Source organism: Candidatus Nitrospira bockiana, assembly GCF_965152565.1.
Map to the genome: position 1 here is coordinate 4,205,918 of NZ_OZ224215.1, position 25,249 is coordinate 4,231,166.

Annotated in this window: 25 protein-coding genes; 12 read left to right on the plus strand and 13 right to left on the minus strand. The window is 63.6% G+C overall.

Annotation, left to right across the window (positions count from 1 at the left end):
- The first annotated feature begins 129 nt into the window (after nucleotides 1–129).
- Nucleotides 130–1,926 carry an ATP-binding protein gene (locus ACWHYV_RS20675; RefSeq protein ID WP_447978383.1) on the plus strand — a complete coding sequence of 599 codons (1,797 nt, stop codon included), beginning with the start codon at nucleotides 130–132 and terminating at the stop codon, nucleotides 1,924–1,926.
- Nucleotides 1,927–1,953: 27 nt separating this feature from the next.
- Here ACWHYV_RS20675 and ACWHYV_RS20680 read toward each other — a convergent pair whose 3' ends face one another.
- The 6 genes from ACWHYV_RS20680 to hyfB are packed head-to-tail and all read right to left on the minus strand — an operon-like array spanning nucleotide 1,954 to nucleotide 9,247.
- The gene (locus ACWHYV_RS20680; protein ID WP_447978384.1) at nucleotides 1,954–2,463 is read right to left on the minus strand and encodes an NADH-quinone oxidoreductase subunit B family protein; all 510 of its coding nucleotides are present in this window, start codon (nucleotides 2,461–2,463) and stop codon (nucleotides 1,954–1,956) included.
- A gap of 16 nt (nucleotides 2,464–2,479) precedes the next feature.
- On the minus strand, nucleotides 2,480–4,057 hold the full coding sequence (locus tag ACWHYV_RS20685) for a hydrogenase large subunit (RefSeq protein WP_447978385.1): 1,578 nt from the start codon (nucleotides 4,055–4,057) through the stop codon (nucleotides 2,480–2,482).
- A gap of 10 nt (nucleotides 4,058–4,067) precedes the next feature.
- Complete coding sequence (locus ACWHYV_RS20690; protein ID WP_447978386.1) at nucleotides 4,068–5,600, minus strand: proton-conducting transporter transmembrane domain-containing protein; 1,533 nt, start codon at nucleotides 5,598–5,600, stop codon at nucleotides 4,068–4,070.
- 3 nt (nucleotides 5,601–5,603) lie between these two features.
- Nucleotides 5,604–6,272 (minus strand): hydrogenase, encoded by a 669-nt coding sequence (locus ACWHYV_RS20695; protein WP_447978387.1) that lies wholly within the window; start codon nucleotides 6,270–6,272, stop codon nucleotides 5,604–5,606.
- Nucleotides 6,273–7,226, minus strand: a complete 954-nt coding sequence (locus ACWHYV_RS20700) for a respiratory chain complex I subunit 1 family protein (protein WP_447978388.1) — start codon at nucleotides 7,224–7,226, stop codon at nucleotides 6,273–6,275. It abuts the gene before it with no gap.
- Nucleotides 7,223–9,247, minus strand: coding sequence for a hydrogenase 4 subunit B (gene hyfB, locus ACWHYV_RS20705; RefSeq protein ID WP_447978389.1), 2,025 nt, complete (start codon nucleotides 9,245–9,247; stop codon nucleotides 7,223–7,225). Before hyfB ends, ACWHYV_RS20700 begins: the two co-directional genes overlap by 4 nt.
- A 501-nt stretch (nucleotides 9,248–9,748) precedes the next feature.
- On the opposite strand from hyfB, the gene ACWHYV_RS20710 reads away from it, so the two are divergent.
- The 3 genes from ACWHYV_RS20710 (at nucleotide 9,749) to ACWHYV_RS20720 (ending at nucleotide 12,107) form a co-directional block, all read left to right on the plus strand.
- A complete protein-coding gene (locus ACWHYV_RS20710; RefSeq protein WP_447978390.1) occupies nucleotides 9,749–10,906 on the plus strand; it encodes a hypothetical protein in 1,158 nt (385 codons plus the stop codon).
- A gap of 307 nt (nucleotides 10,907–11,213) precedes the next feature.
- A complete protein-coding gene (locus ACWHYV_RS20715) occupies nucleotides 11,214–11,693 on the plus strand; it encodes a hypothetical protein (RefSeq protein WP_447978391.1) in 480 nt (159 codons plus the stop codon).
- Between the two features lie 51 nt (nucleotides 11,694–11,744).
- Nucleotides 11,745–12,107, plus strand: coding sequence for an FHA domain-containing protein (locus ACWHYV_RS20720; RefSeq protein WP_447978392.1), 363 nt, complete (start codon nucleotides 11,745–11,747; stop codon nucleotides 12,105–12,107).
- 71 nt (nucleotides 12,108–12,178) lie between these two features.
- On the opposite strand, the gene ACWHYV_RS20725 is transcribed toward ACWHYV_RS20720, so the two are convergent.
- A complete protein-coding gene (locus ACWHYV_RS20725) occupies nucleotides 12,179–13,333 on the minus strand; it encodes a YncE family protein (RefSeq protein ID WP_447978393.1) in 1,155 nt (384 codons plus the stop codon).
- 291 nt (nucleotides 13,334–13,624) lie between these two features.
- Here ACWHYV_RS20725 and ACWHYV_RS20730 point away from each other — a divergent pair, with 291 nt between their 5' ends.
- Both ACWHYV_RS20730 and ACWHYV_RS20735 read left to right on the plus strand, forming a co-directional pair.
- Nucleotides 13,625–13,810 (plus strand): hypothetical protein, encoded by a 186-nt coding sequence (locus tag ACWHYV_RS20730; protein ID WP_447978394.1) that lies wholly within the window; start codon nucleotides 13,625–13,627, stop codon nucleotides 13,808–13,810.
- 138 nt (nucleotides 13,811–13,948) lie between these two features.
- A complete protein-coding gene (locus ACWHYV_RS20735) occupies nucleotides 13,949–14,401 on the plus strand; it encodes a CBS domain-containing protein (RefSeq protein ID WP_447978395.1) in 453 nt (150 codons plus the stop codon).
- Here the strand turns inward: ACWHYV_RS20735 and ACWHYV_RS20740 are convergent.
- Both ACWHYV_RS20740 and ACWHYV_RS20745 read right to left on the minus strand, forming a co-directional pair.
- Nucleotides 14,364–15,002 (minus strand): pseudouridine synthase, encoded by a 639-nt coding sequence (locus tag ACWHYV_RS20740; RefSeq protein WP_447978396.1) that lies wholly within the window; start codon nucleotides 15,000–15,002, stop codon nucleotides 14,364–14,366. The two genes, ACWHYV_RS20735 and ACWHYV_RS20740, sit on opposite strands and share 38 nt — an antisense overlap.
- A 101-nt stretch (nucleotides 15,003–15,103) precedes the next feature.
- Entirely contained in the window at nucleotides 15,104–15,511 is a 408-nt protein-coding gene (locus ACWHYV_RS20745) for a hypothetical protein (protein ID WP_447978397.1), read from the minus strand.
- A 455-nt stretch (nucleotides 15,512–15,966) separates the two neighbouring features.
- Between ACWHYV_RS20745 and ACWHYV_RS20750 the strand changes: the two genes are divergently transcribed.
- The 4 genes from ACWHYV_RS20750 (at nucleotide 15,967) to ACWHYV_RS20765 (ending at nucleotide 20,511) form a co-directional block, all read left to right on the plus strand.
- Nucleotides 15,967–17,238: a cation:proton antiporter domain-containing protein gene (locus ACWHYV_RS20750; protein WP_447978398.1), complete on the plus strand. Its 1,272-nt coding sequence runs from the start codon at nucleotides 15,967–15,969 to the stop codon at nucleotides 17,236–17,238.
- Between the two features lie 102 nt (nucleotides 17,239–17,340).
- A complete protein-coding gene (locus ACWHYV_RS20755; protein ID WP_447978399.1) occupies nucleotides 17,341–18,516 on the plus strand; it encodes a PAS domain S-box protein in 1,176 nt (391 codons plus the stop codon).
- A 258-nt stretch (nucleotides 18,517–18,774) separates the two neighbouring features.
- A complete protein-coding gene (locus tag ACWHYV_RS20760; protein WP_447978400.1) occupies nucleotides 18,775–19,542 on the plus strand; it encodes a hypothetical protein in 768 nt (255 codons plus the stop codon).
- A gap of 15 nt (nucleotides 19,543–19,557) precedes the next feature.
- A complete protein-coding gene (locus ACWHYV_RS20765) occupies nucleotides 19,558–20,511 on the plus strand; it encodes a hypothetical protein (RefSeq protein WP_447978401.1) in 954 nt (317 codons plus the stop codon).
- A gap of 39 nt (nucleotides 20,512–20,550) precedes the next feature.
- Here ACWHYV_RS20765 and ACWHYV_RS20770 read toward each other — a convergent pair whose 3' ends face one another.
- Nucleotides 20,551–21,924 (minus strand): hypothetical protein, encoded by a 1,374-nt coding sequence (locus ACWHYV_RS20770; RefSeq protein WP_447978402.1) that lies wholly within the window; start codon nucleotides 21,922–21,924, stop codon nucleotides 20,551–20,553.
- 588 nt (nucleotides 21,925–22,512) lie between these two features.
- On the opposite strand from ACWHYV_RS20770, the gene ACWHYV_RS20775 reads away from it, so the two are divergent.
- Nucleotides 22,513–22,806, plus strand: a complete 294-nt coding sequence (locus ACWHYV_RS20775; RefSeq protein ID WP_447978403.1) for a hypothetical protein — start codon at nucleotides 22,513–22,515, stop codon at nucleotides 22,804–22,806.
- A 223-nt stretch (nucleotides 22,807–23,029) separates the two neighbouring features.
- Nucleotides 23,030–23,488, plus strand: a complete 459-nt coding sequence (locus ACWHYV_RS20780) for a response regulator (RefSeq protein ID WP_447978404.1) — start codon at nucleotides 23,030–23,032, stop codon at nucleotides 23,486–23,488.
- A gap of 9 nt (nucleotides 23,489–23,497) precedes the next feature.
- Here the strand turns inward: ACWHYV_RS20780 and ACWHYV_RS20785 are convergent, their stop codons facing one another.
- The 3 genes from ACWHYV_RS20785 to ACWHYV_RS20795 all read right to left on the minus strand — a co-directional run bounded on the left by ACWHYV_RS20785 (nucleotide 23,498) and on the right by ACWHYV_RS20795 (nucleotide 25,172).
- Nucleotides 23,498–23,914, minus strand: a complete 417-nt coding sequence (locus tag ACWHYV_RS20785) for a response regulator (protein WP_447978405.1) — start codon at nucleotides 23,912–23,914, stop codon at nucleotides 23,498–23,500.
- A gap of 300 nt (nucleotides 23,915–24,214) precedes the next feature.
- A complete protein-coding gene (locus ACWHYV_RS20790) occupies nucleotides 24,215–24,526 on the minus strand; it encodes a hypothetical protein (RefSeq protein WP_447978406.1) in 312 nt (103 codons plus the stop codon).
- A gap of 322 nt (nucleotides 24,527–24,848) precedes the next feature.
- Nucleotides 24,849–25,172, minus strand: coding sequence for a hypothetical protein (locus ACWHYV_RS20795; RefSeq protein WP_447978407.1), 324 nt, complete (start codon nucleotides 25,170–25,172; stop codon nucleotides 24,849–24,851).
- Between the last annotated feature and the right edge of the window lie 77 nt (nucleotides 25,173–25,249).

Genomic DNA, 25,249 nt, shown 5'->3' on the forward strand with positions numbered 1-25,249 from the left:
CCGGCGTTACCAATTTCCGTCATGATGCCGCCCCTGAATGCTACGGACTCTTCCCTCCCTGACTCATCGATTTTCCCATGGCGCGGCGGTGCTCCGACCGAGTTGTCCCATCGTCTTTGCGTGACCAGCATGCGTCCGACTGAAGAACGTCAGTTGCTCGAGCGGGAAGCATTGGCCAGTGTTGCCACCAGCATCAGCTCCATTTTCACGGTCCATGAGCCGCTCGATCGCATGCTGCACCTGTGCATGGAGTCCCTCGTCTGGCATTTGGACGTGTCGTTGGCCCGAGTGTGGTTGCTGGACCACACGGGGGACACGCTGATTCTCGCCGGGAGCGCCGGGCTCTCGACCAACCTCAAGGGCGAGTATAGTCGCGTCCCGGTCGCCGCCCCCCTGAAGATCGGGGAGATGGTTCGGGATCGTCGCCCTCGTCTGACCAATCGCCTTCAAGAGGAATCATGGGTCCGCAACCCGCAGTGGGTCGCGCGGGAGCACCTGCGGGCGTTCGCCGGGTATCCCCTGGTCGCCCAGGACAAGGTGGTGGGCGTGCTGGCCCTGTTTGCTCGTCATGAGCTCGGTCCGCGGACCCTCGATGAATTGGCCGGGATCGCCGCGAACCTCGCGCAGTGCATCGTCCGGAGCCGGACCGAGGAGGCGCTCCGCACGAGTGAGGAACGGCTGGCCTTGGCGGTGGAAGGGGCAGGGATGGCCCTGTGGGACTGGGACCTGCAGTCGGATGCGATGGTCTGGTCCCCACCGTTCTTTGCGCTCTTGGGTTATGAGGTCGGCCGGACGCTTCCCAGCCGAGAGGCCTGGGAGGCGCGAATCCATCCCGAAGACCGAGCGCGGGTGCGTGCTGAAATGGCCCACTGCCTTCAGCGACACCAGCCGTTGAGTCACGATTACCGGTTGGTTCGCGCCGACACGGGTGACGTCGTGTGGGTGGCCGCCCGGGGCAAATACCTGTACGACGCGGCGGGAGTCGGCATTCGTCTCATTGGCGCCCTCTTCAACATCAACCATCGAAAGCAGGCGGAAGCCGAGATCCAGCGCCTGCTCGAGGAGGCGCAGGCCCGTCAGCGCGAGCTCCGCGAAAAGCAGGCCCAGTTGGTCCAGAGCGCCAAGTTGGCCTCCATCGGAGAGCTGACGACCGGCCTCGCCCACGAGCTCAACAATCCGCTCAACAACATCGCGCTGTTCCTGGGAAACGCGCTCGACCTCATCGAGGCGCACCTGACCGGGCCGCTCAAGGACCCGCTCATCTCCTCTCTGCGTGAAGCCAGCGGGCAGGTCGACCGGGCGGCGGCCATCATCACTCACCTCCGGATGTTCGGGCGATCAGGGAAGGAAAGCTTTCAGCCGCTCGAGATCAATAGCGTCATCCGAGCCGCCCGGGCATTGCTCGCAGAGCGGATGCGGCTGGCTCAAGTGGAGACCATCGTGTCGCTCGAGGTCGCCAATCCGTTGGTCGACGGGTGTCAGATCCAACTGGAACAGGTGCTCGTGAACCTCCTCGCGAACGCCATCGACGCGGTCGCGGAGGCTCCTCGAAAAGCCATCACGCTGTCTTCGACCCTCACCGACGATCGCGTGACCGTCTCCGTCAAGGACAGCGGGATAGGGATCCCGCCCGAATACCTGTCGCGGGTCTTCGATCCCTTCTTCACGACGAAGGAAGTCGGACAGGGGACCGGGTTGGGTCTCTCTATCGCCTTCGGCATCGTCAAAGAACACCATGGCGAGATCGCCGTCACCTCGCAGGTCGGTCATGGAACGGAATTTACGATCCAGTTACCGATCTCCGGCGCGGCAGTCTTGGCCCAGCGACCGCTCGAAGACGCGTCGACGAACAGGGTGGAACGGCTCACTGAGGAGGCAGATGGTGGATGGTCGGGCGACCGGGTTGCGAAGGAGCACGGCAGTTGACGTGTCGATCGTCCGCCTCCCCGCCGCTTATCGCTTCTCGTCGCTCCGGAGCTCGCTCAAGATCTTCAAGAATTCGGATGGCCGAGGGGGACAGCCCGGAATGGTCAGATCAACGGGCACATGCCGGGCGACAGGCCCGGTGACCGCATAGCTGCCCTTGAACACCCCGCAATCGATCGCACAATCACCGAACGCGATCACCAATTTGGGCGCCGGCGTACTGTCGTAGGCGTCCTTGAGCGCTTCCTCCATATTGACCGTCACCGGTCCGGTCACGACGAGCGCGTCGGCGTGCCGTGGTGAGGCGGCGACGTGGATGCCGAAGCGTTCTTGATCGTAGATCGGGCTCGCCAAGGCATTCAGCTCCATCTCACAGGCATTGCACGATCCGGTGTCGACCTCCCGGAGCGTGAGCGACCGCTTGAACAGCCGGGCCTTCGTCCTGGCCTCCGCGATGTCGCGGTCCACATGCGGCGGCTCCGGATATTGCCCCGTCACGATCCCTTCCTTGACGCTCTTTTTCAGTATCCGAAACATGGTGTCCTCCTTTCCTTCAGAGATCATTGCCGGCATAGGAGAGATTGAAGCTCTTGTTGATGAGCGGGAAGTCCGGGACGATGTTGCCGAGCACCGCCTGCTGAATCGACGGCCAGTTGACGAACGACGGATCGCGGACCTTACAGCGCTCGATCGCGCCGCCGGCGCCGGCATGCACCGCATAGAGGATTTCGCCGCGCCAGCCTTCGACGGCTGCCACGGCCCATCGGCCTTTCGCCGGAACGGTCCCGCCCGTCGCGACGTGAGGACCATCCGGGATTCGTTGCGTCGCTTCACGGAGCAGCCGAATCGATTCATGGATCTCGTCGACCCGGACCCGGAAACGCGCACGCACGTCGCCATAGCGGTACAGCACGACGTTCACGGTCAATTCGTCGTAGGCGGCAAACGGCCGATCGCGTCTCAGGTCACGGTCGATCCCCGAGGCACGGCCGACGACGCCGACGGCCGCGTGCCGCCGGGCTTCGTCTTCCGTCAGCACTCCGGTGGTTTCCAGCCGATCGACCAAGGACGCGTTGGCGAAGAGGATCGCTTCGAGCTCGCCGAAATCCGCCGCGATGCGGTCGCTCTCTGCCGCGATCTCGGCAAGGTGCCGGCGCTCGAGATCGCCCGTGACGCCGCCCACGCACAGCGCGCCTCTCAGGAAACGCGAGCCGAACAGCCGGTCGTTGAGCTGGAGCACCCGCTCCTTCAGCCGGCTGCAGTGGGCGTGCGCGGCCGCATACGCCGTGTCATGACAGATCGCCCCGACGTCGCCGAGGTGATTGTGCAGCCGTTCCAGCTCCAACAACAGCGTTCGTAGATATCGGGCGCGCCGCGGCACGTCGAGCTCGTACAGCGCCTCGACCGCCTGACAATAGGCCAGCCCGTGCCCAATCGTGGTATCCCCACTGACCCGTTCGGCCAGCGACACCCCATCGAGCAGCGACCTCTGTTCAAAGAGCTTTTCCACGCCCCGGTGCTTCCAAAAGTGCCGGAGCTCCAACTGCATGATCGGTTCGCCGGCGACGGAGAAGCGGAAATGCCCGGGCTCGATGATCCCGGCGTGAATCGGACCGACCGGCACCTCAAACACCCCCTCTCCCTCGATCCGCCTGAACCGATAGCCGCCGGCGTGCCGGTCGAGGACGCAATCCCACGCCACGTCCTTTCGTAATGGATGCGCGGCCTCGGGCCAATGTTCATGCCTCACGAGCCTCCGCAAATCGGGGTGGCCGACGGCGACGAGGCCGAACAAGTCCTTGATCTCACGCTCGTACCATTTCGCGGCGAGGGTCTGCGGGGTGATCGAGGGATAGTCGGGAGTATTGGCCGGCAGCTCGACATGGAGCAGGAGCCACTGTTTGGACGGCAGGAGCGTGAACAAGTAATACAGATCGTACCGGCCGTGCGGCTCCCGCGCGTCCAGGGCCCACAGGAGCGAGAGCAGGCCGTCGAGGCGCTTCACGACGCAGCCGACGACGTCGGGAAGCCGCCGGCATGTCACGCGGAGCACCGGCGCTCCGGCCTGCCGCCCCTCGCACGCGATCGCCTCCCCGAATTCCCCCTCGAGCACGTTCAGCACGGCATTCATCTGACCTCCTTCAATGTGAGACGAGCACCGCCGCGGCCCGGTCGAGCAGCACCTGAAGAGGTGGAGGGAGCGCCAGACTGAACCCGACCAGGACCGCGACGATCGCGATCAGCGGGGCCTTGCCGACATGCCATTGTTCGCCGGACCGCACGCCGTCCGGCACCTCGCCCCACACCATCGAGCTGATCCTCGACATGACGCCCGCGAACAGGGCGACCGCGAACGTCAGAAAGAGCGAGACGATGGCCAAGCTCCGCACGTGATCGGACAGCGTGAGCGTCAAGAAGCTCCCGAGGTGCATCGTGTCCGAGGCAAACGTCTTGGTCGCCAGCGACGAGATGATGAGGGTCTCGCTGACGAACAAGGAGAAGGGGGGCATGCCGACCAGAGCCAGCGCGGCCACGAGGATGGCCACGGCCGTCACCGGCTGGGCCTTCGCAAGCCCCCGCACTCCGCCGATCTCCAACGTGCCATACCGCCGATGGACGTTTCCGGCGGCAAAGAACGCCAGGGCCTTCGCGAGCGCATGGTTCAGGAGGTGAAAGAGGCCGCCGAACGTCCCCATCACGCCGCCGGCCCCGAATCCGATCATGGCCAGCCCCATGTGCTCGATGCTCGAGTAGGCAAACAGCCGTTTGTAGTTCTGCTGAACGAGGAGAAAGAGCGCCGCCACGCCGAACGACCCGAGGCCGAAGAGCAACACGAGATTCCCCGCAAAGCCGCCGGGCAGGGCTTCATCGACGATCATCTTGCTCCGCAGGATGGCATAGACCGCCACGGTTTCGAGCACGCCCGCCAGCATGGCCGTAACCGGGGCCGGGGCCTCGCTGTAGGCATCGGGCAGCCAGGTGTGCATGGGGACCAGGCCGACCTTCGTGCCGTAGCCGACCAGGATGAACACGAACGCGAGCTTGAGCACGTGCGGATCGAGACGAGCCGCGACCTCCTGTAACTGGGTCACGTTCAACGCGCTGCTGACATCACCCAACACCCGGATGGACGAATAATAGGTGAGGACGGTCCCGAACAGCGCGAGCGCGATCCCGACGGAGCATAGGATCAAATACTTCCACCCGGCTTCCAGCGCCTGCCGCTTCCTGGAGAACGCGATCAGGAACGTCGTCGCGAGCGTCGTGCCCTCGATCGCCACCCACTGGAGGCCCAGGCTGTTGGCCACGACGGCGAAGACCATCGCGAACAGGAACAGATGGAACAAGAAGAAGAAGCGGCTGAGCCGCGCAGGGGCGATGACGCCGCGTGCCACCCAGTCGTCCAGGTAGGACCACATGTACAAGGAGCAGGAGACGCCGATGATCGCGATGATGAGCAGGATGAGCAGCGCGAGCGCGTCGATGTACACGACGCCGAACAGGGCCGTCACGGCGCCCTGCTCCAAGACGCCGCGGCCCAACATCCACTCGGCGACCACCAGGGCCGCCATGCTGAGCACGTTCACGGCATGGAGGAGCCGGGCCTGCTTGATCAGCAGGCTCATAAGGCCGGCAAGCAGCGGAGCGGAGAGCAGCAAGAGAGTCGCGATCATGCCTTAGTCCTTCAAGGTGGTCAGGCGGCTCGTATCGAGGCTGTCGAAGGCGTCTTGGATCCGGTGACTGTAGATGCCGGCGATCAGCCCGCCGACGAGCACATCAAAGAAGACCCCGAGCTCCACCAGCAGCGGCATGCCATAGGCCGCGGCGGTGGCGCCGAGGAAGAGCCCGTTCTCCATCACGAGGAAGCCGATGACTTGGGTCACGGCCTTCTTCCTCGCGATCATCGTGAAGAATCCGATGAGGACGATCGCGAGCGCGATGCCAAGTGAGTCGCGTGTGAGCAGGAACCCCAACGGAATGATCGGTTGGGTGATGAAGAAGGCCACGATGACGAGCCCGCCGCAGACGAGCAGGCCGGCGGGCACGTTCACGTTCATGACCAGTTCCCGCGTCACGTTCAGTCGCTCGACCACCCGCCTCAGGATACGGGGAAGGATCACGGCTTTGATCCCCACCGTCAACAGCGCCGCCAAGTACAGATGAGGCATCCCGGTGAGCGCGGCCACGAGGACGGCCGTCACGGCGAGCCATGCCGACTGCAGGGCGAAGAGATCCACACACGAGGACAGGCGGCGCTGAGCCACGATGGCAAAGCTCGTGAGCAGGAGAACGGCGGCACACAGGTCGACCAGTTGAGTCGCCACCGTGGGTGAAACGTGAAGCACCTAGCCTCCCAAGATGTAGAAAAAGACGAGCGCGAGCAGCGCCAGGACGAACGCCAGCCCGAGGAACTCGGGCACTCGAAAGAGGCGCAGCTTGGCAAACATGGATTCGATCACCCCGATCAAGACCGCGAGGCCGGCGATTTTCAGGAGATAGGCGCCGAGGCCGACCGCCAAGGCCGTTCCGGTGCGCGTCGTGGCGATTCCCCACGGACCAAACACGTTCGCCAGGAGCGTCAAGAACACCAAGAGCTTGATGCCCGACGCCCATTCGATCAGGGCCAGATAGCGGCCCGAATATTCCAAGACCATCGCCTCGTGGACCATCGTCAGCTCCAGGTGCGTCGCGGGATTGTCGACGGGCACCCGGCCGGTCTCGGCGAGGGTCACGATGAAGAGAGCCGCCAACGCCATCATGTGCGACGGGGAGGCGCCGAGGAGGCCCTGCTGCGCGCTCTTGTGAACGATCGTGCTGAGGTTGGTCGACCCGGAGGTCAAGGCAATGGCAAAGATCGACAGGATCATGGCCGGCTCGGCCAGGGTCGTGATGATCGCCTCACGGCTGCTCCCCATCCCGCCGAAAGCCGAGCCGGCATCCAGCCCGGCGAGGATCAGAAAAAACGTTCCGATGGCCAGCACATAGACCAGCGCGATGATATTGCCGGCGAAATTCAAGGGGGTCGTCGACACGAACATCGGCACGAGGAGCCCCGCCGCAAGGGAGGACGCGAAGACGATGTACGGGGTCGCCGTAAACAACCACGAGGTGGTGGTCGAGACCACCGGTTCCTTCCGGAACAGTTTCGCCATGTCCGCGTAGGGCTGCCAGAGCCTCGGCCCGCGCCGGCTCTGGAGAAGCGCCTTGACCTTTCGGATCAACCCGAGCACGAAGGGCCCCAAGAGGAGCAGCAGGACGGCTTGGGCGACCACCACGAGCCCATGTGCCGCGAGCGTCATGAGGCCGCCACCAACAACAGGACGAGCACCACGAAAATGTAAGACAAGTACACGTGAATGCTCCCCGCCTGCACGACCCGAAGCCGGTCCGCCGCCCGTTGAAACCAGGCGGCCACCGGCTCGTACAGGACGCGCTGGATGACGGGCTCGATATGGAACTCGAAGCGCCGTCGCTTGGCGAAATAGCGCGATTCCTCCAAGAACTCGGTTTCCAATTTGATCGTCGGGCGATAGATCGTGCTGAAGATGCGTTTGATCGGCTGGACGAACCCGATCGCGCTGTACTGCATGCGCGGCGACAAGGGAAGACCGCAGTTCCACGTGTGGGAAGAGCGCCGGCGCAGTGCGCCCCCGAACCATCGCGCGAGCCCGAGGCCGAGGAGGCCCAGAGCGACCAACATGACCGCCAGCGCCGCCGGGGAGATGCTGGAGAATTCGGCGTTCGCCGGTGTCAACGCCCAACCCTCGAGTGCCAGGGCTTTTTCTGCGATGGCCGTGCCGACGAACGGCGCGGTCATGCGGTCAAGGAGCGGCACGACGGCGAGCGGAGCCAGGCCGAGGAGGAAGCACCACGACGCGAGGAACCCCATACCCACCCGCATCGACACCGGCACTTCGCGCGCGGCCGCGGCGTGGTGGGACCGTGGAAGCCCCAGAAAGGCGATGCCGAAGGCTTTCGCGAAACACGCCAGCGCCAGCGCCGCCGTCAAGGCCAGGATGGCCGCCGCGAGCGGCAGCATGAATTTGAGCAGCAGGGTGGGCAGGTGAAAGCTGAGGAACAGCGTTTGGAACACCAGCCATTCACTCACGAACCCGTTGGTCGGCGGAAGCGCAATGATCGAAGCCGACCCGACCAGGAAGAAGGCCCCGGTCCATGGCATCCGCCGCAGAAGACCGCCGTAGTCCTCGATGTTCTTCCCGCCTGTCGACGACACCACCGCGCCCGCGCCCAGGAACAGCAGCCCCTTGAACACGGCATGGTTCAGCGTGTGATAGAGGGCCGCGAGCAGCCCTAGCGCTGCAAGCTCGTTCAGCCCGTACACGCGGAAGACCATCGCGGCGCCGATCGCCATCACGATGATGCCGATGTTTTCCACGCTGTGGAAGGCCAGGAGGCTCTTGATGTCGTGCTCCATCAGCGCATACAGCACGCCGAGGAAGGCGGAGACGGTGCCGAACGCGAGGAGAAGCACGCCCCACCACCAGGCGAATTCCCCGCCCATGAAGTCGAAGGACACGCGCAGGAGCCCGTAGATCGCCGTCTTGATCATGACGCCCGACATCAACGCCGACACATGCGACGGCGCCGCGGGATGGGCGTAGGGGAGCCATACATGGAGCGGCACGATGCCGGCCTTGACCCCGAACCCGATCAGCGCCGTGAGGAACGCGGCCGCGCGCATGCTCTCCGGCAGCGCCTGCCCGGCCTGCCGGAAATCCTGAAACGAGAACGAGCCGGCTTCCTGGAAGAACATCAGGAACGTGAGCAGGATGAACGCCGTGCCGAGATGGGCCATGACGAGATAGAAGAGCCCGGCATACCGGACCTCCGCTTTCTCGTGCTCGGTCACCACCAGGAAGTAAGAGGCCAGGGACATGACTTCCCAGACGACCAGGAACAGCAGTCCATTGTTCGCCAGGACGACGAGGGTCATGGAGGCGAGAAACAGGTTGTACATGGCCCCCAACAGGGGCACGCGCGCCGGCTCATGGGAAGCGAGCGAGCCGAACGCATAGATGGAGGCCGGGAAGCCGACGAGCGAGATCGTGGCGACGAAGAAGCCGCTCAGGGCATCGAGCGAGAGCGACAGGTCCAGGAAAGGCAGGTTCGAATCGACGGCAAAGACGGCCGGTGCGCCGCTGAGCACGGCACGCAGACCGAGAATGAAGCCAAAGATGGTTCCGAGGATAGCGGGAAGGCTGGCGGCTGTAACCGAGAGGGCGGCCGGCTTCTTAAGAAAGAACGGAAGAACGACGCCGGTCGCATAGCTGACCAGCATCGCGAGCAACAAGGCCTTCATTCAAGAATACCGAGACAGTTCAAAGAGCTGCGAGAAACGAATGCGAGTACTGTACCAGAATTCGGGCGCGAAACGTGACTGGAAATTGAAGGCAAATTCGAATGAGGTGAAAATAGTTCGGCTCAAAAGCGCCCCACCGCGTGTGAAGTTGTGGCGCTCCTGCTCTTAGGTGGTCTGCTCGGAGCGTGAGGAGCTTCGCCCACCGGCGCCCACGCGGCGCGACGGCCCCCATCACGGCGAGAAGCCCGACGTCGAGGGCTCGACTCGGTCATTCTTGTGCAGCGACGCCGAATTTCAGCCGCTCGGCTCGGGCCGTGGAGGGCGCCCGATCAAGAACGCCAAGCCGCGAAAGGAGATAGCCTCGTCCTACGAATCGGTACGTAACCTGCAGATGCCTCCCCTGCCTGCCAGAGCCGCAGTCGGGGCTCTCACCCGGGAGCCCCGTCGCAGCCTGTCCTCTGATCGGAAACGGGCAACTGTTCACCTTTTTGGGAGGTTGTTATGCCGTACCCCTTCGCTCCTCGGTCCCTTGCGGCTGCGGTGTCATCGGCAAGCCTCTTCGCGGTGGTCGGGATGACGTCGATCGCGGGGGCCGACGAGACCCCGATCCCTCTGTTGAGCAACTGGGAAGCCAACATGACGAAGTTCGGTCGCCAGCATTGCAACACGCTCGCCCCCGGGGCGGCCGATTACTCGACGCAATTGAACGCGGTGTACTACGACGGTGAGCGCGTCTACTACCAGATCAAGGACTATACGGGCGATCCCACGTGGAAGTACTGCGCCGGCCTCGCCGAGGCGATCTACCGCGACGGGTACGTCATTCCCAACGGGGGCAAGGTCGCGGGCTTCATGAACTTCACCAAGGGCATGGTGATCGATTACCAGACGACCGCCGACCAAGTCTCGCGGGACACCATCATCTCGATGGCGCAGCGGGCGAGCTACTGCCCGGACGGCACCCCGCTCGAATGGACCGCGAATACCGACCGCAGCCGTGAAGTCGCCTACGTCATCATGAGCTATCTGAGCGCGGAAGCGATGGGGGAGCCCCGACGGGCTCGGCTGGCGGACATGGTCAACCAAGCGCTCGGCCACATCGACCAGTGGTTCGTCACGAAGACGGCCCCGTACGTTCGCCCGTTCATGGTCGGGATCACCATGCAGGCCCTGATTCAGTACTACGAAGCCACCGGTGATGCGCGCGTCCCGCCGAAGATCCAAATCGCGCTGGATGAGCTGTGGGCGCACTCCTGGATGCCGGACAAGCTCGTGTTCATGTACACCGACCGGGAATCGAATGACGGGAGTGGAGGCATGACGCCGGCCCCGGACCTCAATCTCATCATTGCGCCGGCCTATGCCTGGTACTACTTCCATACCGGCGAGACCCTGTATCGCGACCGCGGCGATCTCGTCTTCCAAGGGGGCGTGACCAACGCCGAAAGCTGGTTGTACCTGGCCAAGCAATTCGATCAGAGTTATTGGTGGAGCGTTGATTACGTGAAGTGGAGAAAGGCCGCGCAGCCGGGCATGACCACGACTCCGGTGTCTTCTCCCACGCCGACCGAGCCGACCGTCGAGCCGGCCCCGGCACCCGAACCCGACCCGACCCCTGCGCCGATCCAGAAGAAAGGGAAGGGGCATTACAAGCGCTGACCGGAAGCACCCCGACTCGCGGAGGGCGGTGACAGGGTCATCGCCCTCCTTTCAGGTATGGCGGCGCCGGTGACGTGATGGCGTTCCTGGTCGTCGGCATCCCGGCCCGGCTCTCTGCAAGATCGGATACCGCTTCCGCTCAAGATCAGCGAGTCGTCGAACCGAGAATCATCGACGCACTCACTTTTTGTCGCTCTCGTACAATTTTGTGTGCCACGAGCACACACGGCGGTCCGACTCGCCTTGTGAATCGATGCTCTTTCAAGGGTACGCCGCTTGCTCCGTCCGGGCGACAAGAAGGGACCCGTTGGTCATCGAAGCCGAACGCGTGAAAGACCGAGCGCTCCTCCTGTGGCAGGCGCTGCTCCGCCGTCTCGATGCCTGCTTGCGCCAGTGCGGGCTCAAGGCGGGAGACCGCAGCGATTATTTCATCAATGCCGTCACCGTGTATGCCTGGTTGGGCGAGACCGAGGCCAAGCACGCGGCCCTGCGGTGTGCCCAACGAAGCAGCAAGGGACAACGAACGGCCATGCTCCTGTATCTGGCGACGATGGCACAGGACCTGAGCCGGCTGGTGTCCGTCTCGGGCGACCATGCCAGGTTCCCGGGACGACTCAAAGAGGTCGAGGCGGTCATCGAGCGCATGAACTGGGACGGCCCCGACGACTCGGACGAGCGCCAAGAGCCGCTCAGCATTCCTCCGGAATACCTCACGGCCCTGAATGAGGCCGACGCGCATATCTTCGAGCGCAAGTACCCGGACCTCTTCAAGGCGCTGCAGCGATGACGCCGACGCGAGGCGAAGGGCGCTCTTGATCCGAGACGGGTTGACGACGACATGAGCCATGCCAAGCTGCGGGTCGTGCTCTTGAGCAGAGCCGAAGAAGAGCTTCCATTGGAACAGGGCGAGCTGACGATCGGCCGCGCCCCCGATAACCATCTGATCCTCGGCCACGCGGACGTGTCGGACTATCACGCGCGCCTCGTGAGGGTGGGCTCCACCTTCTACCTGGAAGATGTCGGCAGCGCGGAAGGGACGTACGTCAACGGCGTCCGCGTCGACGAACAGCCGTTGATGCACCGAGACCGGATCAGGATCGGGCCGCAGCTCCTGATCTTCGAGCACATGGAGAGCGACGGGTCTCCCGACACCCGTGATCGGGATCGCGCGCAGTTCGACGCTCGAGAACGGGCCTCGTAGTCACACTCCTCCCCGCCTGCCGAAACGCGCTCCCGTCGCGCTGTGAGCCCATTGGCAGGCAGGCCGACCCATTAGCGCGCCTCCGTCGGAAGAAGGACGATGCAGTTCGGGTTGAACCCCGCGTGCTTCAGCGTGTCCATGCTTTTGACCACCTCCCCTCTTTCCACATCGATCACCGTGACGGAACCGTCGCTCATGTCGGGGAGATTCAGCAAGCTGTTTTGGACGAACAGATAACGCTCGTCGGGGGAAAGGACCAGATGGTGAGCTCCAGCCGCCGCCGGGATCATCTTGAGGAACTTCGGGCGCTGAGGATCGCTGGTGTCGTAGATGCTCACCGCGCCCGGCTTGGCGGTCGTGACAAAGAGCCGATCCCCCCTCTTGTTGTACAGCATTTCGAGGGGAACGCCTTGACCACGTGCGGTGAAATCATCCACCTGCGCAAACGTGAACTCCTTGGAGGCGGGATCCCAGACCGCGGCCCAGAGCGTGCCTTCCAGCATATTCGTGATATGCGCGACCGGCGGGCTGGCGTGCCGGGAAAACAGGACTTCTACCGGGGCCGCCTTGGACGGGGATCCCTTCGAGGAGACCTTGTGGGTAGACAGCAGCCTGCCGCTGCTCGCTTCGACGACCGTAATCGTCTCGCCTGCTTCCGCCAAATTACCGGGGGCCACCGTGCTCGTCACCAGCATGCGATCGATGTCGTTGTTGACATCGATTCCGTGCGGATATCGAATGAAGGGCGAGGCCGAGTCGCTCGAGCCGATGGTCTTGATCGGCCGGTCCGTAGAGGCGTCGCCCACCACGACATTGTCGGATCCCATACACGTCAGGTACCAGGTGCGATTGTCGGCGGAGAGGACGAGATCCTCGAGCACTTTGCAGTCCGGGATCTCGATCGCCTTCATCCGATAGGGGAACCGCGTGAGGTCCAGGACATGGAGGACACTCTGCCCGAGCGCCGTGACATAGGCTTTCGTCCGATCACGATTGTAGAAAATGTGATGCGCGACGAGATCCGATGGGAGGGGAATGTCCATGAGCACGCGCCCAAAGTCCGCGGACGCCGGATCGACGTCCATGATCGCGATGCCCTCCTTGCGGACCGCCTGTCCGGGCTTACTTTCGTAATTCAGCATGGCGAGGATTTCCGATCGCGCCTCAGCGACCGATAAGGTCAGGAAGACGGCGGCGATGAAGGGAAGAAGACGAAGCGTCGTCATGGCATGCACCTCCTCTTCGGGCCTCGAAACGTCCGGTGGAATAGCCTCCATCTAGGGGAACCGTGGCGGGATGTCAATCGGACGAGGGAACTCAGGAAGTTGAGGCGAAGGTCGAGCTCGAGGTGAAGACGAACCGAGCCTCTCTCTGAGGCCTCGTGCTCACCCGAACGGGTGAAGCCAAATACACCAAGGAGTGTATAGCCTCAGCCGGGGAACCGATCTTAACGTACTCTGTTGCCGCCCTGCGGCAGAGGTCTCGGGCAGTGTCACGCCCAAGGTGAGGAGTCTCCAATGGAGCCGGCTATTCGGAAGCAGTACCGTCTCGAGCACCCAAGTCTGAAGATGGACCCGGGTTCCCAGGCACAACGGGAGGTGCCGGACTGGGAAACGAGATTGGGCAAAGCCATCTTCTACATCACGTGCGCGACGGCGATTTGGTTCTTCTATTGGTTGAACGGCATTCAGTGTCCCTGTTAGCCGGTCTTGTTCCGTCGTCCGTTGTCGAAAGCCGGGCCCGTCGGGGCCCGGCTCCCACCTTCCCATGCACCCCGCTCGCTGCCGGAGCAGCAGGGCCGCCACTTCCAGGGCGGCCGCAGGAGGAGAAAGGAGGGCGCCATGTTGGTCCGCGAGGTGATGTCGACGGGATTGGTCACCACGAGAGCGACGGAGACGGTGCGCTCCGTCGTGGTGAAGATGGTGAGCCGGCGGTGTGGAGCCGTTCCCGTGGTCGAAGACGGCCATCGTTTGATCGGCATCGTCACCTTGCGAGACATCATGCTCCCGCTCTATCCCAACTACGGCGACTACATCCACGACAACGTGCACAGCCGGGATTTCGTCGAAATGGAAGCCGGCTACCCGGAGGTGCTCGCGAAGAAGGTCGAAGAGGTGATGAGCCGGAATCCGCTCACCGTGAGCCCCGATGATCCGGTGCTCGAGGTCGCGTCCTATATGGGCCTGAAAAACTTCCGGCGCATCCCGGTGGTGGACGGCGCCCGGAAGCTCGTCGGCATGGTGACGATCGCCGACATCAACCGCGGACTCTTTTTCGCCCAGTACGATCGGTGAGGCGCTGAGGCACGGGGGCATCCGTCCACTGAGTGAGCCGCTCGATCTCACCGTTCGTCAACTCCCGCCATTGACCCGGCTCCAGAGCGCCCAGTCCGATCGGACCGATCGCGATGCGGACGAGTCGTAGAGTCGGATGCCCGACCGCCGCCGTCATCCGTCGCACCTGTCGGTTCAGTCCCTCCCGCACGGTGATCTGGAGCCAAGTCGTTGGGACCGATTTACGAAATCGGATCGGCACCGGACGCTCAGGCAGGTCGGGAGCGGTCTCCAGGCGCCGGACTTCAGCCGGCCTGGTGCGCCGTCCCTCGAGGACGATCCCGCGTCGTAGCTGGGCCAGCGCATCGTCGCTCGGAACACGTTCCACTTGGGCCAGATAGACTTTCGGCAGCTTGTGCAGGGGGTCCGTGATGCGATGCGCCAGGAGACCATTCGAGGTCAGGATCATCAATCCCTCGCTGTCCCGATCGAGTCGTCCCGCCGCGTAGACATCGGGCACGGGCACGAAATCCGCCAGCGTCGGCCGTCTCTCAGGATCGGTGAAGCAGGGCAGCACGCCATAGGGTTTGTGGAAGACCAGCGTGCGAGATCGTGGCTTCATGGCACAGCGCCCGGTTGACGACGGCTCCACCGGCCATGCCGGGCTGACGGCCGCCTGGTGAAGTGATCCCAATGACAACGGCGGATGCGCTGGACAGAGCGTTAATACCCTCGCCCGCTGCCGCTCCGCCCCATCCGATCCAGCGGGAGGGCTTCATACCGTTGCTTCAGGTCAGGATGCTCGTCGAGATACCGCTTGACGGCCGCCTCGTCGGCAAAGACCTCGGAGCTTCGCCGCCGGTAGTCTTCGACCGTCAGGTCATACTTCGCCAGGATCGTGCTGAGCTTCGCGTTGATGTCTTCTCTCATTTCGCGCATCCGGTCGGGCGAGGGCCGCTGCCCTTCCCCGAAGGCCATCCCTCCGCCCTGAAAGTAGCTCGTCATCATCTCCCCGACCTCGATGCGGGCGTGGACGAACTTCTCGATCTCGGCCGGATCTGCGGCCAGGCCGCGCCCGCCGAAGAGCAGGACACCGAATGAGAGAGCGATGATGGTGCGTGCAGGATTCATGATATTCCTCTCAAGTCTCGATCAGCATGTGCTCCGTCCAATGCACGCATCATATCATCTTGCCCCCTGCCACCGGAGGTGCGCGGGCTGTCCTGAGGCTCTCATCGGGACGGCGGTCGGAGCGAGAGCCGACCGGCCGCCGTCACCCGATCCTCTTCGTTTGAATCGTGCGCTCTCGTCCTCCCACCCCCGGTCGTCGAGCGATCGGAACCGGGGTAGATCGACTTCCGGCTCGGTCAGCAGTTGCAAGACGATGAAGGCCAAGTCGCAGAGACGGCCGCGGCAGTCCCGTCCCATTGGATGCTGGTGGAAGTGGCCCCCGTCTTGGTGCCGCCGCTCGGGCGGGCGGAAGGTTCTAAAGGTACTACCGGTGCATCCTTCAAAAGTAGGATTGTGCGGCAAATCCGGAGAGAGCTAGTGTGGTCGCCGCATTGCCCGGGAGACTGTGGGCCGTCATGCCGAATCTCTTGCTGCTCCTCGTTCAGATCGCAGCGATCATCATCGTCGCACGACTCGTGGGGTTCGCCTTTCGGACGATCAACCAACCTCAAGTCATCGGCGAGCTGGTCGCCGGGATCCTGCTCGGACCGTCGCTGTTGGGATGGCTGGCCCCCGAGGTCTCCTCGGTGCTGTTCCCCTCCGACAGCTTGGGCTTCCTCAACGCGATCAGTCAGCTCGGCATTCTCGTCTTCATGTTTCTGGTCGGCCTCAAGCTCGAGCCGTCCAAGCTCAAAGGGCACAGCCGGGCGGCCTTCGTGATCAGCCAATGCAGCATCCTGCTGCCCTTCCTCATGGGCGCCGCGCTGGCCGTCTATTTTTATCCACGACTGACCGACGGACGGGTGACCTTCACGGGGTTCGCGCTCTTCATGGGCGCGGGGATGTGCGTCACGGCCTTTCCCGTTCTTGCCCGTATCCTGGCGGAAGGGAATCTCTCGCGGACCCGAGCCGGCTCCCTGGCGATCGCCTGCGCCGCGATCAACGACGTCACGGCCTGGTGCATCCTCGCCGCGGTCGTGATCCTCGTCCGGTCGTCGGAGCTCGCCTCATCGCTGTGGCTCACCGTGGTCGGCTCCGGCATCTTCGTCGCGGTCATGGTCTTCGGGCTTCGCCCGATCCTTCACCGGCTCGAAGCCCGCGCCCGCGAAACGGGGAAAGTGACGCAAAACGTCCTCGCCGTGATCCTCGTCTTGATGCTGATCTCCGCGTCCGTCACCGAATGGCTGGGGATCCATGCGCTCTTCGGGGCCTTCCTCCTCGGCGCCGTGATGCCGAAGGACGGGGAGTTCATCGCGGGCGTGGTGCAGAGACTGGAAGACGTGACCTTGGTGTTCTTGTTGCCCCTGTTCTTCGCCTTCAGCGGCCTTCGCACCAGCATTGCCCTCGTCTCCGGAGCCGAGATGTGGGCGTACTGCGGCTTGATCCTGGCCGTCGCCATCGCCGGCAAGTATGCCGGGTCGGCCGTCTCGGCGTACTTCATGGGGATTTCCTGGAAGGAGGCGAGCGCGATCGGCATCTTGATGAACACCCGCGGCTTGATGGAGCTGATCATCCTCAACGTCGGCCTGGACATCGGCATCATTTCGCCGACCGTGTTTGCGATGATGATCATCATGGCGCTCACCACGACGTTCATGACTGCCCCGCTGCTCCGGTGGACCTATCAGCCGGCCTATGAGCCGCTCCCGGTCGAGCCGAGCGCCGAGCGGGAATTGTCCCTCCACTAGATCCCTGGCTGAGATCCCTGGCCCCGGGAACCCCGTGTCCTTCGGCACTTGATTCCGTCTCGCCCGCTTCAGTACGATCTGGCCTTTCCCATGAGCCTACGCATGCCCTCCAGGCTTCTCATCGTCGACGACGATGTCGATTCCCTGCACGCGATCCGCGACCTGCTCCTCTTTCATCTCCAGCATGCGGAGGTCGAGACGACCCGATCGGGGCAGGAAGCGCTCCAGCACCTGCGGTCCAAGACCTACGATGCGGTCGTGAGCGACATCAAAATGCCGGGCCTCGATGGGCTGAGCTTGATGGCCGCGATTTGCCAGGAACACCCCAACCTGCCCACCCTGCTGATCACCGGACACGGCGAGCGCGAGCTCGGCGTCAAGGCGATCAAGAGCGGCGCCTATGCCTACATGCAAAAGCCACTCGATCGGGAGTACTTCGTCGCCTGGGTCCAGCGCGCCATCCAGCTCTCGGCGCTGACGCGCCGCGTCGAGGAACAAAACCAGGTGATGAAACGGCGCGCGCAGGAGCTCGAGGAGGCGCTGCAAGCGTTACGGGACAGCGAAGAGCGGTTTCGCCAATTGGCCGAGGCGACGTTCGAAGCGATCGCGATCACCGAGCAAGGGGCGATCCTCCGGGTCAATTCGAATTTCTCGAAGATGTTCGGCTATGAGGAGACCGAGCTGACGGGCATGCAGGCGGTCGATTTTCATCCGGCCGAAGCGCGCGAGTTGGTGCATCGGATGAACACCGTGTGCGACGAACGGCCGTACGAGGCGGTGTGCCTCAGAAAAGACGGGTCGACGTTCATCGGCGAGATTCACGGGAAAGCCATCCCCTACCACGGCCGGCAGGTGCGGGTGACGGCCATCAGAGACATCACGCTCAGAAAACGCGCGGAGCAGTCCTTGCGCGAATCGGAGGAGCGGTATCGGACGCTCATCGAATCCGCGACGGACGTGATCTACACGCTGTCCCTTCACGGCGAGATCACCTCGTTGAATCCGGCCTTCGAGGCCAGCACGGGTTGGGATCGGCAGCAGTGCGTGGGCCGGCACTTCGCCGACCTCGTCCACCCTGAGGACTTGCCCTTGGCGGTCAACTCCTTTCAGCAGGCGTTGGCCGGGCGCGAGGTGCCGATCTTCGAGCTGCGGATTCTGGCGAAATCGGGCCAGTATCGGATCGGCGAGTTCAAGCAGAAGGCGCTGACCGAAGGACAACGCCTGGTGGGTGTGCTGGGAATCGGACGTGACGTGACGGACCTGAGGCCCAAAGCGTGAGCGCCGACCCGAGTACCCACCCCTCCTAAGGCCGCTCGGCGCACGCTCTAGGGACCGACTCCTACAGCGATCCCGCATCGCTGCTGACTGCACGGCCGATTCTGACGCCGTATCTTCCCCTCGTCCAACGGCGACGCCGCTCTGAACGGTGACTCGGTATCGCCCCGCGCACGCGAGCGTCCGCGAGGCGTTGTCCCGCCGGAGTCTGGATGATTCAGCTCAGCCGAACGATCGACGCTTCGTTGGAGGGAACCGACGATGGATCATGAGGGGATGAAATGGCTGGCTTCGGGGTTGCTCCTCCTCGGCATCTCGAGCGCGGGGTGCGTGACCACGCATCTTGAATTCGACCGGATGACGGGCTCGGCCTTCCCTGCCGCTCAGACCGTGGATGGCGACCAGGTGACGCTGACGTCGATCTACGCGAACGCGGGGCATGTGCTCGTGGTGAATGAGGACGAAACGGACATTCCCGCCCTCGGCGGGGAAGACCTGATCGATGAAGACTGTATCACCAATGCGGAGTTGGATGCGCTGGAGACGGATCACCGAGCCAGCCAGGTGGAGGCGGCCTCGTTCGAATGCGGCTGGGGCTGGTTCAGAACCACCTGCACCCGCTATCACTTGTACGGCGTCGTGGTGAATCATTACGGCACGAATTCCTCGGGAACCAGTTGCGATACCGGGTTGCTGGGCAGGATGTGGTCGACCAGCAAGCGACAAGCGTTTGCCATGTACTATAAAAACAGCACGGTCAACGGCAACCCGAAGAAGTACCTCCGGAGCGCGGCCCATGAGATCGGGCACGCCTACAACCTGCATCATGAAGACGGCGACGGGAGCACGACCATCATGAATCAAACCGGGGTCGTCGGCGACAGCTTCGTGTACGAGTTCTCCGACACGAGCCAGACGCATCTGAAAGAGCACCCCGCCCAGTGCAAGTTTCCCGGGACGGGCAGCTTCTACTCGGTCCATCCGGACCACACGCTGCACAGCTACGTCTCGGCGACCTGCAGCGACTAGCTCGGGAGGTCCCTCATGCCATCAATGAGTCGGGGACAAGCCCTCGTTCCGGACCTCCTGCGCCTCGGCATGGTCATGGCCGGTGTGCTCGGGCTCGCCCTGCTGCCGGCGTTGAGCGCCGGGCAAGAACCCTCCGGCGCCCTGAAGCTCGTGCTCACGACCGACAAGCCACAGGTGTTGCTCGGCGAACCCGTGTATGTGACGGTTCAGCTCCTCAACACGGGGGCAAGCCCCGTGGAGGTGTTTCAGAACTTGGACCCGGAAGTCGGTGCGTTGCAAGTGGACGTCACCGGACCGCAAGGCGCGTTTGGCTACGTGCCGTACGCGATTGCCGATTCCGAGATCCGGTTGGAGCCGCTGGCGCCACGAGCAGAGGTGAGCGCCGTCGTGCCGATCTTCTACGGGGGGCGCGGGTGGACCTTCACGCAACCGGGCGACTACACCATCCAGGCCGTCTACACGAATCCCGTGCGCAGGTCCATGCCGGTCCGCTCCAATCCTCTCTCGATCACCGTCCAAAGACACGCCGCTGGAGAGTTCCTGATGAAAGGCGAGGCCGGAGAAGAAGCGGGCAAATTTCTGCTGTGGCAGCAAGGGGACCATCTCCGCAAAGGCCTTCGCCGGTTGACCGACCTGATCGAACAGTACCCGGATTCGCCCTTGGGGGACTACGCGAGGCTCGCCCTCGGCCTGAACCTCAGCCGATCGTTCAAGGACTACTCGATCGGCCAAGTCCGGAAACCCGACTATGAAGTCGCGAACCGGTACCTGCAAAAGGTGGAGCCGGCCCGGTTGCCCGCAAGCCTGCAGATCGAAACACATCTGGCGCATGCCCGAAGCTTGCTGCAACTCGGCCGTGGCGAGGAGGCACGCCGCCTGGTCGACGACGCCCGTCGCATCGCCGGGGACCGGACGCCTCTGCTGTCCCGGCTCAAGGAGGTGCTGCGTCGGCATCCGGAATTGCGCTGAGGCACTCTGAGCCGGCTGGCCGGCGAATGGAAGGTGGGGTCAGTGGTCCACCGTCCAGTTGATGGCAACAATCCGCCACCCTCTTTCCCCCTTCGCGGCGGAGACGATCACCACATCGTGGGGCGCATGCTTGAACCGCACGAGCGCCGCGAATGCGGCGGCCGATGCCTTCGATGAGCCCGGCACCCGCACGAGCAGATAGGGTGGGGTGCCGGGTGCGAACGGAATCAGCGCGTCATCGGCCGTCTTGAAGTCGGTCAGCGCCTTGCGCGCGGCGAACGCCTCACGCAACGCGCCGAAGCCCTCCTTCCCCTTCGGTCCGCCAAGGCCGTGGCCCAGCTTGTTCACCAGCCCGTGATCCCGCACCCGCCACATCCAGAGTTGCGCGGCCACCAGGTCGGGCCCCGCCTCTGGGTTTCGGCCCTGCGCGCGCAGATGCTGCACCGCCTGCTCCATCCCGATGAAGCGCTCGAGGACCGGCCCGGGACTCGGCTGAGTGAGCCAGGCGTCGAAGAACGTCTGAAAGAAGGCGTGGACTTCCCGGGGCACGTCGAGCGCGCCCTTTCCGACGAGCGCATTCGGCGGCACCTTCCCGACCGCATGCGCGAGGCGGGCCGAATAGCCGAACGTCTCTTCGCCGTCCTCCAGGGTCGTCTCGTCCAGGAACTCGACGTCGGTGAAGCCATGCCTGACGAACCAGGCCTTCTTGGCCGTCTTGGTCGCCAGCGGGGCGAAGTCCCGCACCTCTCCCTCGATGGCCGCCCAGGACTTTGCAGATCGCGGCCACCCTCGCTTCTCCAGATACGCGTCCAGAAACTCGTAGGTCGCCTTGGCCGTGTCGAGGGTGTCCGCGGGATAGCGTGAGGTGAGGTCGGCATCGTGGCTCGCCCACCCGCCGCGGTCCGCGGGGTGGGCCCACGAGAGACGCTCGCTGCACGAGAGGAAGGCGAGCCGCGGCGTGTCCGGCACGCCCTGGTGCGACCAGGAGTCCTGGAGCGCGTGCAGGGCTTCCCCGAACTTCCCGAGCTCGAAGGCCCGCTCGCCCTCCGAGTGGGTCAGAGGCGCCACTTCCTGCAGGGCTCGCCGCCTCGCGGCCTTGCCGCCGGGGTCCACTTTTCGCGCCGGTGGCAGATCCGGGAGCTTCGCGAAGGAGGGAAAGTGCGAGTCACGCACGAGCTGAGAGGCCTGCTCGTCCCGCCCGAAGCACGCGTAATGAACGACCAGATGCCGCGCATCGAACAGCCCGTGATCCATGTTGAGCGTGCCCCCCGCGATGAGCCGGGCATCCGGCTCGGAGAATCCGGCCTCGAGGGCAAGCCATTTGGTCAAGCCGAAGTGGACGTCGCTCTCCCAGGCGAGGACGGGCGCACTGAAGAGGACGCATGTCAGCCCGGCCACGACGAAGACTTTCATCTGAGAGACTCCCGAGAAGCTGGGATCCGATGGGAGCACGTCCTCGAGGCGCAGGGGCGGAGCGGGTGGCAAGCCTGCGGGGTGAAGGACCGAATCGTTGGCCTCTTCTGCAGGAATGGAAGCAGCAGCGCCTGCTTGAGACGTAGCGCCTGAAGTATAAGGAACGACGCGCTGTGAGGCAACCCGACGAGTCGAGGAAGTCAAGCGGAGGGAGGAGGACGGGAGGCGAGTCGTCATCATCCGGGCGACAAGGACTTCTCAGGCCGTCTGATTCTCCTCGAATGAGAGAGGGCCTACACTACAGCTTGGGGCCAAGGTGGGAACCGCAGGACCTTGCACCTTCACCAACCTGCTAGTCGCTCAACGAAGTGCAAGGAGTGTTTCAATCTTGGCCTCTCATCTAATAGAGGCTGACGCGTCTTTCGTGCTGGAGTGATTGCCAGCCCTTCGTTGAGAAGGCCGCCCCGTCCGGGGCGAGCGCGATCGCCGGCAGAGGTACACGCCAGCCTCTTTATTTTCGTCCTCCCGATAGCGTCGCTCCGGACATCTACGACTACTCCCGGCTCCCGGCGCGCGATACGATGACGCATGAAGAGTCTGCCTATCGCGCTGGCAGCCGTGGTCCTTGTCACCGTAGGCGCGGGCTGCGGCGGAACCACCGGCCTTGGCTTCTACGGGACGACCGGCTACGCCGGTCCTCTGTATGCTGACCCGTTCTGGCCGCCTGGCGCGCCCTACTCTTACTACTATCCTTATCGGTTCGGCCTTGGACCCCGCCTCTACACGGGCCCGTTCTATTATCCGCCCACCTTTTTCTCGCCGTATCGACCGTACCCCTATCGGTACGGCTGGCGCGGCCCTCGCCGCTTCTCACGTCGTTAGCTCCCTGGTCGGTCCCCGCCCGTCACGCCGCTCGGGCCTTCACTTTTGTAAGTGCTTGAATTACCGAGGCCAACGGCCGTCCAAGAGGGTTCTATGGGGCCAGGGGCGCGAGAAGCGTCGGTGAGGACTCGCGCTCTCGCAACGATTCGATACACTTGGAGGGGACAGGAGCCGGAGCGGCGCTGCTTCAACTCTTACACAAGGAGTACCTAAGGAGACGATGATGGGATTCGAGGTACGACAACCGACCGTTCTGCTGGTCGATGATCATCCTTCGGTTCGCTTGATTCTCACGGCGGGGCTGAAAGCGCAGGGATTCAACGTCCTGACGGCCGCGACCGGCGAGGAAGCCTTGAATCTTTGTCGCGATGCGCACGGCAAGGTCGATGTCTTTCTCACGGATCTCGGCTTGATTTCACCGGATCTTTCCCCGGAAGAGGCTGAAGCGGTGGCGATCCCGAACGGGCTCGTGCTGATCGAGCGCGCACAAGAACTCTACCCGGACATCAAGTTTCTGTTGTTCACCGGGCACTCCGATGAAAGCTTGGAGCGGTTTGGGCTGCGGGCTGATCTGGTTCAGTTCTTGAGAAAGCCGGTAGAGTTGGCAACCCTGGTCGCGACCTTACGTGGCTTGCTGCCCGAGAGCACGGCAGGGTGGAAATGGAAGCATGAAGGACCGTAAGCCTGAACCTCACGCGTGAACCGCGGCAGGTCGGCTCGCGGTCAGAGCACGCCGCAACACCGCTTTGATCTCCTCACGATCAAACGGCTTTCGGATCGTGTGATACGCGCCCAGTGCCGCCGCCTCCTTTGCCCATTCACCGATGTCATAGGCCGTCATCATGATGACGGGGACGTCCAGCCTGAGCCGTTGGACGCGCTTCAAGAACGCCAGGCCGTCCATCCCTGGCATTCGCAAATCGAGCGCGATCATACAATAGCGCCGTGGTGACGCTTCAACCGCCAGGAGTGCGAGAATGGGGGACTCGTAGGTTTCGACTCGGATCGAGGGCACCCAATACGGGATGGCATCAGACAAGCCCCGGAGGAGGTCTGGGTCGTCATCGATCAAGAGAACCGTATCCCGCTCCACCAGTGATTCGGACATTCGTACGTCTCCCGCCGCGAGCTTTTCTGTCCCGACAAAGCCGAGGCCTGTGTAGGCGATGGACTGTACTCAGGACCGGCGTGGCCTTCTATCGCTGCGCCTAGGAATTTTGTGTCCTAAGCCGTTCGATAGGACTGGTTCGTAAGGAGCGAGCGCTAGCCGCGAGCTGCAGCGCGGGAAGGCGCACCGAAAAGGGTTAGCCAGAGCTGAGGGCGGCGAGCGGCATGGGTGCCGTGAAGCATTTCAGACTGGAAAGGGAGGGCAGGGACTTTCCCAGGTCCGGGCTGTCGTCGATATTCGTTATCCGGCCGACTTCCAGCGATAGGCGCGCAAGGCGGACTGCGTCAGCTCTGCAAAGATTGACGCGAGGCGCTGCCCTTCCAGTGATTCGCCTTCCGTGACGCTCAGACTTCCCTCGGTGGCCAGGCGGCTGTGCTCGAACAGTGCCACTGCCGCACGGGCTTCTTCCAGCGTCCCGAATGCTAATTGCCAGAGAGTCCCGTGAACCGACGTGGCGGATCGCTTGTCGTGCGGGGGACAGGCGCGAAACAGCGGCGTCAGCATGCCTTCAGTCACGTGCGGAGCGGTCCGGAGGTAGACGGTGGGACGCATGACGAGCCTCCTTGGTCTGGGTGGGAGGCTCGAAGCTAACACTAAGACCGAGCACTTGCAAGACGGAACCGAACAAAGGCCTACCGGAAAGATCTCCACGTGGTACGCTCGCCCGCGCTTACCACTAGAGGTGAGCCTTGCTACGCGTGGGCTTCGGTCACAGGCGAGACGCTGTCCGCGCTTGCGCCGGCCCGAGAACCAAGGACCGCGCAGGATAGGAGGGCCGGCGATCAGCACCGTCCTCCCTTGGGGCATATCGCCGCCACGTGCACGATACCGCGGCGGCATGCCCTCTTTTAGATACTAGAGAGAAGACTACCGGCTAGTGACTGGGCTTCGCGGCGCCAGACGTCGTACCGGCGCCCGACTGCCCCATCGATCGACCCGCGTCGGTGTCACTGCGCTTCGACCCATGGCTCGCTCCGGCTTCCCTTCCGGACTCCGAGCGTGGACGAACCGCGCCGGTTGCGGACCCGCTCTCTTCATTCCGTCCGGACTTCGAATCGACCGGCGCCCGGTCCCCGGTCGACATCTGCCCCTCGGCTTCCTGGTGCGTCCCTGTCCCCGTCGATTGACCCGGATCGTATGCCAAGACCACTGCCAAGACCGCGAGCGCCCCATACCCCGCCGATGCCATCCTCATCATCGTCCTCCCGGTAAAACCGCCGTCGCTCGATCCTGTTGGTCTTACAGTACTGACCGGCGGGAGAGCCGGACATCGGC